The organism is Bradyrhizobium sp. Arg237L, from assembly GCF_029990105.1.
Taxonomy (GTDB): Bacteria; Pseudomonadota; Alphaproteobacteria; order Rhizobiales; family Xanthobacteraceae; genus Bradyrhizobium.
On the sequence record NZ_JAQMIL010000023.1, the window covers coordinates 98735 to 112960 of the forward strand.

Consider the following 14226-nt stretch of genomic DNA (forward strand, 5'->3'; position numbering starts at 1 on the left):
CATGGCGCGGATAACCCTGAGGCAATTATTGGATCATGCCGCCGAACGCGGCTACGGCGTGCCGGCCTTCAACATCAACAATATGGAGCAGGGGCTCGCGATCATGGAGGCCGCATCCGCCTGCGATGCGCCCGTCATCATCCAGGCCTCGCGCGGCGCGCGCGCCTATACGGGCGACGTCATGCTGTCGAAGATGATCGATGCGCTCGAGGAGATGTATCCGGACGTACCGCTCTGTCTGCATCTCGATCATGGCAACGAGGAATCCACCTGCACCACCGCGATCCGCTACGGCTTCACCTCGGTCATGATGGACGGCTCGCTGAAGGCCGATGGCAAGACCGCAGCCGATTACGACTACAATGTCGGTATCACCCGACGCGTCGTCGAGATCGCGCACTGGGTTGGCGCCTCAGTCGAGGGTGAGCTCGGCGTGCTCGGCTCGCTTGAGCATGGCGGCGGCGAGCAGGAAGACGGCCACGGCGTCGAAGGCAAGCTCAGCCATGACCAGCTCCTGACCGATCCCGACCAGGCGGTCGATTTCGTCCGCGCCACCAAGGTGGATGCGCTCGCGATCGCGATGGGCACTTCGCATGGCGCCTACAAGTTCACGCGGCGGCCCGATGGCGACATCCTCGCGATGCGCGTGGTGGAGGAGATCCATCAGCGGCTGCCGAATACACATCTGGTGATGCACGGCTCGTCCTCGGTGCCGCAGCCATTGCAGGACATGTTCAACCAGTTCGGCGGCGAGATGCCGCAGACCTGGGGCGTTCCGGTCGAGGAGATCGTCCGCGGCATCAAGCACGGCGTGCGCAAGGTCAATATCGATACCGACTGTCGCCTTGCGATGGCCGCCGCCTTCCGCAAGGTCGCGACCCAATCGAGAAGCGAATTCGATCCGCGCAAATTCTTGAAGCCCGCGATGGAGGCCTTGCGCGATCTTTGCCGTGACCGCTTCGAGCAGTTCGGCACCGCAGGCAATGCCGGAAAGATCAAGGTGATTTCGCTGTCCGAGATGGCGAGGCGCTACCGCGCCGGCGCGCTCGATCCGCAAATTGGGGCGATGACCGAAGCAGCGTGAGGGGCACGCCAGAACAATTTCAGGAGGACCATATGAACATGCAGTCGATGACCCTGCGCGGCAAGGATCGCTACAAATCCGGCGTGATGGAATACAAGCGCATGGGCTATTGGGAGCCCGATTATGTACCCAAGGACACCGACGTCATCGCGCTGTTCCGCGTCACCCCGCAGGACGGCGTCGATCCGACCGAAGCCTGCGCGGCGGTGGCCGGCGAATCCTCGACCGCGACCTGGACCGTGGTGTGGACCGATCGCCTGACGGCGGCGGAAAAATATCGCGCGAAGTGCTACCGCGTCGATCCGGTGCCGAGTTCGCCCGGCAGCTATTTCGCCTACATCGCCTACGATCTCGACCTGTTCGAGGCAGGCTCGATCGCGAATCTCACCGCATCGATCATCGGCAACGTCTTCGGCTTCAAGCCACTGAAGGCGCTGCGGCTCGAGGACATGCGGCTCCCCGTTGCCTATGTGAAGACGTTCCAGGGGCCGGCGACCGGCATCGTGGTCGAGCGCGAGCGGCTCGACAAGTTCGGGCGTCCCCTGCTCGGCGCCACCGTGAAGCCGAAGCTCGGCCTCTCCGGCCGCAATTATGGCCGCGTCGTCTATGAGGCGCTGAAGGGTGGCCTCGATTTCACCAAGGACGACGAGAACATCAACTCGCAGCCCTTCATGCATTGGCGCGAGCGCTTCCTCTACTGCATGGAGGCGGTGAACCGGGCGCAGGCCGCGACCGGCGAGATCAAGGGTACCTATCTCAACGTCACCGCGGCGACGATGGAGGACATGTACGAACGCGCCGATTTCGCTCGCGAGCTCGGCTCCGTCGTCATCATGATCGATCTCGTGATCGGCTACACCGCGATCCAGTCGATGGCGAAATGGGCGCGCAAGAACGACATGATCCTGCATCTGCACCGCGCCGGCCACTCCACCTACACCCGGCAACGGTCGCATGGCGTCTCGTTCCGTGTGATTGCAAAATGGATGCGGCTCGCGGGCGTGGATCACATTCACGCCGGTACTGTCGTCGGCAAGCTCGAGGGCGATCCGAACACGACGCGCGGCTACTACGACATCTGCCGCGAGGACTTCAATCCGATGCAGCTCGAGCACGGCGTGTTCTTCGACCAGAATTGGGCCAGCCTCAACAAGCTGATGCCGGTGGCCTCGGGCGGCATCCATGCCGGCCAGATGCATCAGTTGCTCGACCTCTTGGGCGAGGACGTCGTGCTGCAGTTCGGTGGCGGCACCATTGGTCACCCGCAGGGCATCCAGGCGGGCGCCACCGCCAACCGCGTCGCGCTGGAAGCCATGATCCTCGCCCGCAACGAGGGGCGCGACTACGTCCATGAGGGGCCGGAGATCCTGGCCAAGACTGCGCAGAGCTGCACGCCGCTGCGCGAGGCGCTCGAGGTCTGGAAGGACGTCACCTTCAACTACGAATCGACCGATGCTCCGGATTTCGTTCCGACACCGAGCGTCGCGGTTTGAAAGGAGCTTGATCATGCGCATAACCCAGGGCTGCTTCTCCTTCCTGCCCGATCTCACCGACGAACAGATCACCGCGCAGGTCCAGTATTGTCTGGACAAGGGCTGGGCGGTGAACATCGAGTTCACCGACGATCCGCATCCCCGCAACACCTATTGGGAGATGTGGGGCCTGCCGATGTTCGATTTGCCCGACGCTGCTGGCATCATGCGGGAGCTCGCCGAATGCCGGCGTGTCTATGGCGACCGGTACATCCGGATCTCCGGTTTCGATTCGAGCCACGGATGGGAGTCCGTTCGCATCTCCTTCATCGTCAACCGGCCCAAGGACGAGCCAGGCTTCCGGCTCGACCGGCAGGAAGCCGTTGGCCGCAACCTTCGTTACTCGACACACGCTTACGCGGCGGAACGCCCGGAGGGCGAGCGTTACGCTGACCGTTAACCGCGTCCGGTTCAAAGCCAGGCGGGTGGCTCCCTCGGCCGACCTGGTCCGGATGCACTTCTCCGTCGTCGTTAGGTTGCGGCGACGGAGCTTTTCGACACGAGAGCAGGATGACGCAACCACAGCCACAGACTGACGACGCCCCGCTGGAGGCCGTCGATCTCCGGCGCGAATTCGCCGACCTCGGCATCGGCGCCGTGCTCGACCAGCTCGATTCCGAGCTGATCGGCCTGGCGCCCGTGAAGACGCGCATCCGCGAGATCGCAGCGCTGCTGCTGGTCGAGCGTATCAGGCAGAAGATGGCGCTCGCCACCACCTTTCCGACCCTGCACATGTCCTTCACCGGCAATCCCGGCACCGGCAAGACCACGGTGGCGTTGCGCATGGCCAGCATCCTGCACCGGCTCGGCTTCGTGCGCCGCGGCCATGTCATCAGCGTCACCCGCGACGATCTGGTCGGGCAATATATCGGCCACACTGCGCCGAAGACCAAGGAGATCCTGAAGAAGGCGATGGGCGGCGTGCTGTTCATCGACGAGGCTTATTATCTTTATCGCCCCGACAATGAGCGCGACTATGGCCAGGAGGCGATCGAGATTCTCCTGCAGATCATGGAGCAGCAGCGCGAGGATCTGGTCGTGATCCTCGCCGGCTATGGCGACCGCATGGAAAAATTCTTCCAGAGCAATCCGGGTTTTCGTTCCCGCATCGCCCATCACATCGACTTCCCCGATTATTCGGACGCCGAGCTGCTCGCGATCGCCGAATTGATGCTGCAGCAGCAGAACTATCGTCTTTCATCGGCGGCGCGTGATGCCTTCATCCGCTACATCGCCGTGCGCAAGACCCAGCCGCTATTCTCCAACGCGCGTTCGATCCGCAATGCTCTGGATCGCATCCGGCTCCGCCAGGCCAACCGCATCGTCTCCCGGCTCGACCGGGTGCTCACGACCGACGATGTGATGTCGATCGAGGCCGGTGATGTGCTGGCAAGCCGGGTATTTTCGAAAGGCGCGACGGACCAGGAGACATGAGCGAGACGCTGACAGCCGTGCGGACGGCGGCCTTCGAGGACCTCATCGCCCGCGCCCACGCACTGATCTTTGACGTCGACGGCACAATGGCCGAGACGGAGGAGGTACACCGCCGCGCCTTCAACGACGCGTTCTCGCGCGCAGGCCTCAACTGGTACTGGGACCAGGCGACCTACGGAGGGTTGCTGCGTGTCGCCGGAGGCAAGGAGCGGATCCGCGCGTTTGCCATGTGCAAGCGAACCATGCCGCTGCTATCGAATCGCGAGATCGCAGAGCTGCACGGGATCAAGACCGCGCGTTATGCCGAGCTGATCGCAACGGGCGGCTGCCCGCTGCGGCCCGGCGTGGAGGCCTTGCTCCGAAAGGCACGACGGCGCAGCCAACGGCTGGCGATCGCGACAACGACCTCGCATGCCAATATCGATGCGCTATTGTCGGTCGCGCTGGGCGAGGATTGGGCTGAATGGTTCGAGGCGATCGTCGCGGGCGACGATGTGCCGGAGAAGAAGCCGGCGCCCGACGTCTATCTCATGATGCTGGCGCGCCTTTCGCTCCCCGCTTCGCGCTGCATCGCCATCGAGGACTCGCGCAACGGATTGCTCGCGGCCTCGCGCGCCGGCATTCCCGTGTTGTTCACCCGCAGCGCCTACTTCCGCAACGATGATTGCTCGGAGGCGCTGCTCGCCGTCGATGAACTGACGGAGATCGCCGGCTGACGGCGCCGCGTTGGAGTGCTGTAGCCCGGGTGGAGCGCCAGCGTAACCCGGGGCCGCTCGCAAACCTTGACGCTGATGTCCCGGGTTACGCGTTCGCTCCACCCGGGCTACGTCCGGCTCGACGCGGTGGCGTGACCGGCGGACCCTACGGAATGATACGTTCATCCCGCAGACGGGCGAAGAGATCGAAGAAGCTGTCGTCGGTTGCCTGGTATTCCAGGAAGCCGAGCTTGCGGCTTTTGCTCATATCGGTGACGACCTCGATCGGGCGGCCGAGGTCGGCGTCGGTGTGCCAGGCCGAAGCGAGCACGCCGAGATCGTGCTCGGCCAGCCGATATTTCCGCGCGATGTCGGACCAGATCGGGCCCGCATCGGCCAATTGCCGCTCCAGCGGAATCCCTTCGCCCGGAAATGGCGCTGGCTTTAGGTTGAACCAGTCGGCCAGCCGTTGCCACATCCAGCTCCAGCGAAACACGTCGCCATTGACGACATTGAACGCCTGATTGCGGGCGGCCGGCGTCGTCGCCGCCCATTCCAGATGGCGAGCGAGCAGCCGCGCATCCGTCATATCGGTGAGACCGTTCCACTGCGTCGCGGAGCCGGGAAACAGGAACGGACGGCCGGTCTCGCGGCAGACGGTGGCGTAGACCGCGAGCGTCACGCCCATGTTCATCGCGTTGCCCACGGCATAGCCGATGATGGTGTGCGGCCGATGGATGCTCCAGCCAAAGCCGTCGCGCTTGGCCGCGGCGAACACTTCGTCTTCCTGGGCATAGTAGAAATTCTCGATATTGAGCCGCGGCTGGTCTTCCCGAAACGGCGTGGCGGGCAGGCTGCCTTTGCCGTAATTTTCGAACGGACCAAGATAGTGCTTGAGCCCTGTCACGAGCGCGACATGCCCGACCGAGCCTGCAGGCGACAACGCGTCGAGCAGGTTGCGCACCATTGCGGAGTTGACCCTGATATTCTCGGCCTCGGTGTTCTGCCGCAACCACGTGCTGATGAACACGTCCGTCGGTCTCAACCCCTGCAGCGCCTTGCGAACCGATGCGGGGTCCATCAGGTCCGCCGCCACCGGCTGCACGCCGTCGATATTGGCCGGCGGCCGACGTGCCACTCCGTAAACCTGCCAGCCCTTCCGACGAAGGTGCCGGACCAGATTATTGCCGACAATACCGCTTGCACCGACGACCAGCGCTGAACCCGCCATGTTCCAACCTCCAGGGATGTCGGTGAGGAGATAGGATTGGTCGACGCATCAACCAGGGCCGCTGTGCCGGGAATAACTCCTTCGTGAGTGCCGCAGCCCCGGGTGGAGCGCCAGCGTAAGCCCCGAGGCCCGCCACGTCGTCATTGCGAGCGAAGCGAAGCAATCCACGCCGCCGCAGGCTGAGAGATGGATTGCTTCGCTCCGCTCGCAATGACGGGGGACCTGGGTTAGCCTAATCCATCACCGCCGCATGGTCCGATGATGCCTGCGACTGCGACCGCAGCGCGGCCTTGGTCGAGCCGATCATGATCGCAAGCGGGATCGAGGCCAGGATGAACACCATCACGAGCTGGTAGTCGTGGGCGAACGCGATGATCTGCGCTTGCACCGCGACGATCTTATCCGCCATCGCGCGGCCGGTGTCGGTGTTCAAATTGATCATGCCACTGACATTGGGCATCTGCAGTGCGTGGTTGAACGGGTTGATGTGCTCGGACAGCGTCGCATAGATGCGCCGGGAGCCTTCCGTGAGCTGCGCGATCACGATAGAGATGCCGATCGAACTCGCGACGTTGCGCAGCAGCGTCAGCATCGAGGTGCCGTCCGTGCGCAGGTGATTGGGCAGGGTCAAGAACGCAACGGTCGAGAGCGGCACGAACACCAGTCCGAAGCCGAAACCCTGGACGATGCTCACGACCACGATCTCGGTCGCGCTGGTCTGGTCGGTCCAGCCCGTCATCACGAACAGCGACGCCGCCGTCAGCGCGAGGCCGGAGATGATCAGCGTGCGCGCCTCGATGAACCGCATCATGCGCCCCACCAGCATCATCGCAACAAAGGTGCCGCAGCCGCGGCTCGCCAACAGCACGCCGGCGGTGATGATGGGATAGCCGATCACGTTCTGCAAGTAAGGCGAGGACAGCGCCATGGTCGAGTAGAGCACGAGCCCCATCACGGTCATGAACACGCAGCCGCCGACGAAATTCTTGTCCTTGAACAGCTCGAATTGGATGAAGGGTTTTGTCGTCGTGAACGAATGGGCGAAGAAGTAATAGAAGCCGATGCCGGAGATGATGAATTCGGCTATGATCTCGTTGGATTCGAGCCAGCCGAGCTGCTCGCCGCGGTCGAGCGCGAGCTGCAGCGAGCCGATCGCGAGCGCGAGCGCGCCGAAGCCGAACCAGTCGAAGCGCAGGTTCAAATTCTGCTTGGTCTCGTCCATGAAGACGATGAGGCCGAGCACGGTGATGGCGCCGAACGGCAGGTTGACGAAGAACACCCAGTGCCAGGAATAGGTCTCGGTCAGCCAGGCACCGAGCGACGGGCCCATGATCGGGCCCATCATCACGCCCATGCCCCAGATCGACATCGCCTTGGCGCGCTCATGCAGTGCGTAGGAGTCGAGCATCACGGCCTGCGACAGCGGCACCAGCGCTGCGCCGAACACGCCCTGCAGCAGGCGGAACAGCACCATCTGGGTGATGTCCTGCGCCAGGCCGCACAGCACGGAGGCAACGGTGAAGCCCGCGGAGCAGATGATGAAGATGCGCTTGCGCCCGAACCGGTTGGCGATCCAGCCGACCGGCGCGGTCATGATCGCCGCCGCCACGATGTAGGACGTCAGCACCCAGTTGATCTGGTCCTGAGACGCCGACAGCGTGCCCTGCATATAGGGCAGCGCGACATTGGCGATGGTGGTGTCCAGCGCCTGCATGACGGTCGCCGTCATGGCGCAGACCGTCACCATGTTCCGGCGCATGCCGGGCACCATGCTGGGCGAGGGGGCCGCCGTCGACATTGCTGAGATCAGTCCTGTTCGTGGGTCGCTGCGGCCGAGGACAGGCCGAGCAGGCCGGACAGCGAGCGGCGATGGTTGGTGTCGATGGTCGCGTAGACGCTCATGCCCGCCTTCAGCTTGCGCACCATCCTGTCGTTCTGGTCGAAATAGATCCTGACTGGCACGCGCTGCACGACCTTCACGAAATTGCCGGTCGCGTTCTGCGGCGGCAGGATCGCGAACTGCGCGCCAGTGCCGGGCGAGAGCGAGCCGACCGTGCCCTTGAACGTGTGGTTCGGGAAGGCGTCGACCTCGAGGTCGACCGGCTGGCCGACCGCGACATAGGTGAAGTCGGATTCCTTCGGGTTGGCGTCGACCCAGGGGTTCGCCACGTCGATGATGGAGAACACCGGCGTGCCGGCGGCGATGAAGCGGCCGAGCTGGATCTGCTCGACCTGGGTGGCGGTGCCCGCCATCGGCGCGCGCATCACGGTGTGGTCCAGGTTGCGCTGGGCATCATCGAGCTTGGCCTTGGCCTGCGCATAAGGCGGGAATTGCTCCAGCGGCAGATCGGGATTGCCGAGCAGTTGCGCCTTGGAACTGGAGATCTGCTGCTTGATGAACTCAGCCTGCGCGCTCGCGGTCACCAGCGACGTCGCGGCATTGTCGAGGTCGAGCTGCGAACCGAAATTGCTCTTCACCAGCGACTGCTTGCGGTCGACGTCACGCTGTTTGAGGTCGACCCCGCGTTGCGCCAGGTCGAGCATCTGGCCATAGATTCTGATATTGGCGACCAGGTTGTCGTAGGTCGTGCGTGCCTGGTCGAGCGCGCCCTTGGCCTGGTCCACCGCAAGGCGGAACGGCACCGGGTCGATCTCGAACAGCACGTCGCCTTCCTTGACCTGCTGGCCTTCCTTGACCACGACCTTCTCGATCTTTCCGGAGATGTCGGGCGTGATCAGCACCTTCTGCGCGCCGACATAGGCGTCGTCGGTCGACACGTAGCGGCCGCCGTTAAGATAGAAGACGACGCCGCCGACCAGCACCACCAGCGGCAACACGACCAGGAGGAGGAATCGGCGATAGCGCCGCAAGCCCGCCATCAGGCCGCGCGGCTGATCGGTCTTCGCTGGAGCCGAGGCCGGATTGTCCCTCTGCTCGGGCGCGAGTTTCAGGACGGGATCAGCCATAGCGCTGCTCCTTTCTGGAGGGTTCGCCGGCCGGGGTTTGGATGGCATTGCGGACGTTTTCCTTGATTGATTCGAGTTGGGCGAGCAGGCGGTGGGCATCGGCGGGATTGATGCCTTCCAGCGCGGTCGCAGTGAGTTCGGAGCGAAGGCCGGCGAGCTTGGCGAGCAGCGGGCGCGCCGCCTTGCGCAGATAGAGGCGGTTGACGCGACGGTCGTTCTCGTCGCCGCGGCGCTCGATCCAGCCATTGTCGCAGAGCTTGTCGATCAGCCGCGTCAGCGTGATCGGTTGCATCTCGAGCAGCTCGGCAAGCTCGGTCTGCTTCATTCCCTCGCTGCGCTCGACCTTGGTCAGCACCGCCCATTGCGCGCGGGTGATTCCGTAGCGCGCGGCCTCCTTGTCCGCGTAGACGCGGATCAGGCGAAACAATTCACCGAGCGTGAACATGAAGTTCGCGTCGACGGACCCCGGCATAATTACCCTCCATAAGCTTTGGCTATAATAAGCTAGCTTATGATTTCCGCACGCTAGGTTAACGGAAGGCAGCTCCGCTTCCAGAACATGGCTGGGAACGCGCGAGCCCCGGGGCTTTGGGATCGCCCGTCAGGCTGCTAAAATGGTGCATATGACGTTGGCAAAACCCACATTTCCCGCACCTGACCACGATCACGGCCGCTGCACTGCGGAGGGGATCGCGCATGCCGAGGAGGTCTGCGCGCGGCGGGCGCAGAAGTTCACGCCGATCCGCCGTCAGGTGCTCGGGGCGCTATTGTCCAGCCACCGGCCGCTCGGCGCCTATGAGGTGATCGACGAGCTCGCCAAGTCGATGCCGCGCCCGGCGCCGATCACCGTCTACCGCGCGCTCGACTTCCTGATGGAAAACGGCCTCGTCCACCGCATCGAAAGCCGGAACGCGTTTCTGGCCTGCGCCCATGATCACGACGAGACTTCGATGGTGGCGTTCCTGATCTGCGATCGCTGCGGCGCGGTCGGCGAAATCCCGGCGGCGCCGGTGGCACAGAGCCTGAAGGCCGCGGCGCGCGCGGCGGGCTTTGCGCCGAAGCTGTCGGTGGTCGAGATCGCCGGCACTTGCGCGCATTGCCAGAAGTAATCTAGGAAAATCGAATTCCCGTCATTGCGAGCGGAGCGAAGCAATCCACGCCTCCACGAGCGGTGAAATGGATTGCTTCGCTCCGCTCGCAATGACGATCTCTTCTGCACGAAATCCGGAAGTCCCTGTTCCGGCGATCAGGCTGACAAAGATAACACGGCGCCAAGCCGGAAACTGAGGCAACATGTCAACGCAAACCATCTCCAGCGTCGCCGCTACCGGGCGCGCGCTCACCCCGGGTGCGGTCGCGATCATGCTGATGCTGTGCGTGAGCTGGGGATTCAACCAGATCGCGATCAAGCTCGTGATATCAGACATTCCGCCGATGCTGCAGGCGATGATCCGCTCCGCCGGCGCGTTGCCGGTGATGCTGATCGTGGGCTGGCTGCGCGGCGTCAAGTTCTTCGAGCGCGACGGCACGCTTCTGGCCGGCCTGGCCGCGGGCTTGATGTTCGGCATCGAGTTCGTGCTGATCTTCAGCGGCCTGATGTTCACTTCAGCCTCGCGCGCGTCGGTCTTCCTTTATACGGCACCGTTCTTCGTCGCGCTCGGCTCCTATCAGTTCCTCGGCGAGCGGCTCTCCGCTTTGCAGTGGAGCGGGCTCGCCTTGAGTTTTGCCGGCGTCGCGCTCGCGATCGGCGTGCCGCAGCCTGATGTCGACGCCAAAATATTGCTTGGCGACCTGATGGTGGTCGGCGGCGGCGCACTATGGGCGGCCACGACGCTGGTCGCCAAGGGAACGGCGCTGCGCAAGGCCGCGCCGGAAAAGGCGCTCGGCTACCAGGTCGCCCTGTCGATTCCGATCCTGGGTATCGCCTCGTGGCTTGCGGGCGAAACCGTCACCCATTTTCCGAGCCCGCTGTCGCTTGCCTTGATGACGTACCAGGCGATCTGGGTGGTCGGCTGCACCTTTGTGATCTGGTTTGCGATGGTGAAGATGTATTCCGCCAGCAAACTGTCGGCCTTCACCTTCATCACGCCGCTGTTCGGCGTCGTCGCTGCCTACATCATCATGCACGACACGCTGACGCCCGTTTTCGGCGTCGCGGCGCTCTTGGTGATCGTCGGCCTCTATCTCGTCAACAAGCCCGATCCGAAAGTGACGCCGGATCCCAACGTGCCGGCGTGAACCATCACTGTCATTCCGGGGCGCGACGAAGTCGCGAGCCCGGAATCCATCGGGCCGCACGCGCGAGTGGATAAATGGATTCCGGGCTCGATGCTTCGCATCGCCCCGGAATGACAGGTGCGTGTTGTGGTAGACTTTCCGCGTCATTGCGAGCACAGCGAAGCAATTCATGCTTCCGCAGGCGGCGCCATGGATTGCTTCGCTTCGCTCGCAATGACGCGGAGAGAACTTGCGCTTCGCGCCTATCCCCTCTCGATCGGCAGCGTCTCGTCCTTGGCCCATTCGCCCATCGACGCATCATAGAGGGTGAGGTTGTCGTAGCCGAGCCGATGGAGTTGGAACAAATCGACCGTGGCGGAAATGCCGCCGCCGCAATAGGCGATCACGCGCTTGTCCTTGCTGATGCCTTGGCTCGCGAATCTTGCTGCGGCCTCCGCCGGCGCAACGAACGTTTTCGTTGCCGGATCGAGCAACGTCGCCGCCGGCACATTGACGCTCCCGGGAATACGGCCTGGCCGGCCGTAGCGGCTGGGCTCAAGGCCTGCGTGGAATTGCGGACCCAGCGCATTGACGGTGACGGTGCCCTGGTCGCCGCGCGTGGCGAGCACGTCGTTCTTGCTGACGAAGAAACCCGTTCGCGGTTTGGCTGCAAACGTCGCCGGCGGATAGCCCTTGGCGGGGCCAGTCTCGAGCGGGCGGCCTTCCGCCTTCCACTTGTCCAGGCCGCCGTCGAGCACGGAGGCTCCGTCGAAGCCCAGCGATTTCAGCATCCACCAGAAGCGCGTCGCCCACATCGGGGTGCCGATCGAATACAGCACCACCCGGCTGTCGGGACCGATCCCGTGGTGGCCGAATGCGGCTTCGAGCTGCCCGACGTGGGGCATCATGAACCGCAGTTCCGTGTTCGGATCGGAGAATTCGCCCTGCAGATCGAGAAAATCGGCGCCCGCGACATGGCCGACCTCAAAGGTCGCTTTCCCTGGCACCGCAATATAGGGCACGCCGCTGCCTTCGGGCGCAGGCTCCAGATAGGTCGTACAATCGAACAGGCGAAGATCCGGCTGATGCAGGATATCGGCAAGTTCCGCCGTGGTGATAAGCCCATCCCTCGTTGCCATCTGCACCTCCCGCAGGTTGTGTTTACTTTAAGCTATGGCGCGCAGCGGGGGATGAAAAGCCGTCCTCGCGTGTTCGCGGGCCCTTTAATCCCCCGAATCCTCCCCCGATATACCGGTCAGCCGTCGGACGGCCGCCGGTTTTGCGTCCGATCCCCGCTTCAGGCGCAACTCGTTGAATCTCCGTTAGAAAATATGTGATCCAATAAAGCGCCAGCCCGCCTTCGTGCCCCCTTGGTGAATGTCACCAAAACCTGATATTCGAGACGCCATGAACAAGCCCGAACTATTGAGCGATGTCGCCGGCCCAGCGCCCCGGCATCAGACAACCCAGGTCATGGTCGGCCATGTCGCCGTCGGCGGGGGCGCCCCGATCGTCGTGCAGTCGATGACCAACACCGACACCGCGGATGTTGATGGCACCATCGCCCAGGTCGCAGTACTTTCGCGCGCCGGCTCGGAAATGGTCCGCATCACCGTCGACCGTGAGGAAGCCGCCGCCGCCGTCCCGCATATCCGCGATGGCCTGCGCAAGCGCGGCATCGACACGCCCCTGATCGGAGACTTCCACTATATCGGCCACAAGCTGCTCGCCGAATATCCGGCCTGCGCCGAGGCGCTCGACAAGTACCGCATCAATCCCGGCAATGTCGGCTTCAAGAACAAGCGCGATTCGCAGTTCGCCGACATCATCGAGATCGCCAACAAGAACAACAAGCCGGTCCGTATCGGCGCGAACTGGGGTTCGCTCGACCAGGAACTCCTGACCAAGCTGATGGACGAGAACACGGCCTCGCCGAACCCGCGCGATGCCCGCGCGGTGACGCGCGAAGCCATGGTGCAGTCGGCGTTGCTGTCGGCGGCCCGCGCGCAAGAGCTCGGCATGCCCAAGAACCGCATCATCCTGTCGGCCAAGGTCTCGGCCGTGCAGGATCTGATCGCGGTCTATCAGGATCTGGCGCGCCGCTCGGATTACGCGATCCATCTCGGCCTCACCGAAGCCGGCATGGGATCGAAAGGCATCGTCGCCTCCTCGGCAGCCCTCGGCATCCTCTTGCAGGACGGCATCGGCGACACCATCCGCATCTCATTGACGCCTGAGCCCGGCGGCGACCGCACGCTGGAAGTCCAGGTCGCGCAGGAACTCTTGCAGACCATGGGTTTCCGCACCTTCGTGCCGCTGGTCGCGGCCTGCCCGGGTTGCGGCCGCACCACCTCGACCACGTTCCAGGAGCTGGCGCGCTCGATCCAGGATTTCATCCGCGACGAGATGCCGGCCTGGAAGACGAAGTATCCCGGCGTCGAGCAGCTCAACGTCGCTGTCATGGGCTGCATCGTCAACGGCCCCGGCGAATCCAAGCACGCCAATATCGGCATCTCGCTGCCGGGCACCGGCGAAGCGCCGGCCGCGCCGGTGTTCGTCGACGGCAAGAAGTTCCGCACCCTGCGCGGCCCAGCGATCGCCGCCGACTTCAAGGCGCTGGTGATCGACTACATCGACCAGCGCTACGGCCAGGGCAGCAGTGTGCCCGCGAGCACCGTCACCGCGGCGGAGTAACATCGTAGCCCGGGTGGAAGCGAAACCCGGGACTGCTCCTTGGAGTGCCCCCCAAAAGTGAGACACGGGAAATTAGGGACAGTTCTCTAACGGAGAACGTATGCCCAACAAATCTCCCCGTGTTTTCAGCCGAGAGTTCAAGCTCGAAGCGGTCCGCCGCATTCTGGCGGGCGAGCGAATCAAGGCGCTTTCAGAAGAGCTGAAGGTGCTGCGCAAGGATCTCTATGCATGGCGCGATCTATTTCGCGCCGGCGGGGCGGAGGCGCTGCGGCCGTTGGGGCGTCCGCGCAAGAGCGATGCGGTTGCACCGAGCGTGAGGGCGCGGGCGCGTGATGTTGCGGCGGCCGACCGTGGCGCGCCCGAGCGCATTGC

Annotated in this window: 14 protein-coding genes; 9 read left to right on the top strand and 5 right to left on the bottom strand. The window is 63.8% G+C overall.

The features are described from left to right. The first annotated feature begins 1 nt into the window (after position 1). The 5 genes from fba (at position 2) to OZ411_RS16525 (ending at position 4766) form a co-directional block, all read left to right on the top strand. Entirely contained in the window at positions 2-1084 is a 1083-nt protein-coding gene (gene fba, locus OZ411_RS16505) for a class II fructose-bisphosphate aldolase (RefSeq protein ID WP_282528810.1), read from the top strand. Between the two features lie 32 nt (positions 1085-1116). Then, positions 1117-2577 carry a form I ribulose bisphosphate carboxylase large subunit gene (locus OZ411_RS16510; RefSeq protein ID WP_282528811.1) on the top strand — a complete coding sequence of 487 codons (1461 nt, stop codon included), beginning with the start codon at positions 1117-1119 and terminating at the stop codon, positions 2575-2577. A 13-nt stretch (positions 2578-2590) separates the two neighbouring features. After that, complete coding sequence (locus OZ411_RS16515; RefSeq protein ID WP_282528812.1) at positions 2591-3016, top strand: ribulose bisphosphate carboxylase small subunit; 426 nt, start codon at positions 2591-2593, stop codon at positions 3014-3016. Positions 3017-3126: 110 nt separating this feature from the next. Continuing rightward, positions 3127-4050 (top strand): CbbX protein, encoded by a 924-nt coding sequence (gene cbbX, locus OZ411_RS16520; protein ID WP_282528813.1) that lies wholly within the window; start codon positions 3127-3129, stop codon positions 4048-4050. Further along, positions 4047-4766 carry an HAD family hydrolase gene (locus tag OZ411_RS16525; RefSeq protein ID WP_282528814.1) on the top strand — a complete coding sequence of 240 codons (720 nt, stop codon included), beginning with the start codon at positions 4047-4049 and terminating at the stop codon, positions 4764-4766. Before cbbX ends, OZ411_RS16525 begins: the two co-directional genes overlap by 4 nt. Positions 4767-4911: 145 nt before the next feature. On the opposite strand, the gene OZ411_RS16530 is transcribed toward OZ411_RS16525, so the two are convergent. The 4 genes from OZ411_RS16530 to OZ411_RS16545 form a co-directional block, all read right to left on the bottom strand. After that, positions 4912-5976 (bottom strand): SDR family oxidoreductase, encoded by a 1065-nt coding sequence (locus tag OZ411_RS16530; RefSeq protein WP_282528815.1) that lies wholly within the window; start codon positions 5974-5976, stop codon positions 4912-4914. Positions 5977-6208: 232 nt separating this feature from the next. Then, complete coding sequence (locus tag OZ411_RS16535) at positions 6209-7774, bottom strand: MDR family MFS transporter (protein WP_282528816.1); 1566 nt, start codon at positions 7772-7774, stop codon at positions 6209-6211. Between the two features lie 8 nt (positions 7775-7782). Next, positions 7783-8943 carry an HlyD family secretion protein gene (locus OZ411_RS16540; RefSeq protein WP_282528817.1) on the bottom strand — a complete coding sequence of 387 codons (1161 nt, stop codon included), beginning with the start codon at positions 8941-8943 and terminating at the stop codon, positions 7783-7785. Beyond that, entirely contained in the window at positions 8936-9415 is a 480-nt protein-coding gene (locus tag OZ411_RS16545) for a MarR family transcriptional regulator (RefSeq protein ID WP_207234525.1), read from the bottom strand. Before OZ411_RS16545 ends, OZ411_RS16540 begins: the two co-directional genes overlap by 8 nt. 151 nt (positions 9416-9566) lie before the next feature. Between OZ411_RS16545 and OZ411_RS16550 the strand changes: the two genes are divergently transcribed. Next, the gene (locus tag OZ411_RS16550) at positions 9567-10052 is read left to right on the top strand and encodes a transcriptional repressor (RefSeq protein WP_282528829.1); all 486 of its coding nucleotides are present in this window, start codon (positions 9567-9569) and stop codon (positions 10050-10052) included. A gap of 184 nt (positions 10053-10236) precedes the next feature. Continuing rightward, positions 10237-11181, top strand: coding sequence for a DMT family transporter (locus OZ411_RS16555; protein ID WP_165421250.1), 945 nt, complete (start codon positions 10237-10239; stop codon positions 11179-11181). A gap of 242 nt (positions 11182-11423) precedes the next feature. On the opposite strand, the gene OZ411_RS16560 is transcribed toward OZ411_RS16555, so the two are convergent. Then, entirely contained in the window at positions 11424-12299 is an 876-nt protein-coding gene (locus tag OZ411_RS16560; RefSeq protein ID WP_282528818.1) for a sulfurtransferase, read from the bottom strand. A gap of 268 nt (positions 12300-12567) precedes the next feature. Between OZ411_RS16560 and ispG the strand changes: the two genes are divergently transcribed. Next, on the top strand, positions 12568-13854 hold the full coding sequence (gene ispG, locus OZ411_RS16565) for a flavodoxin-dependent (E)-4-hydroxy-3-methylbut-2-enyl-diphosphate synthase (RefSeq protein WP_282528819.1): 1287 nt from the start codon (positions 12568-12570) through the stop codon (positions 13852-13854). 100 nt (positions 13855-13954) lie between these two features. Then, positions 13955-14226, top strand: a 272-nt coding sequence (locus tag OZ411_RS16570; RefSeq protein WP_282528820.1) for a helix-turn-helix domain-containing protein, incomplete at its 3' end; no start/stop codon positions are given.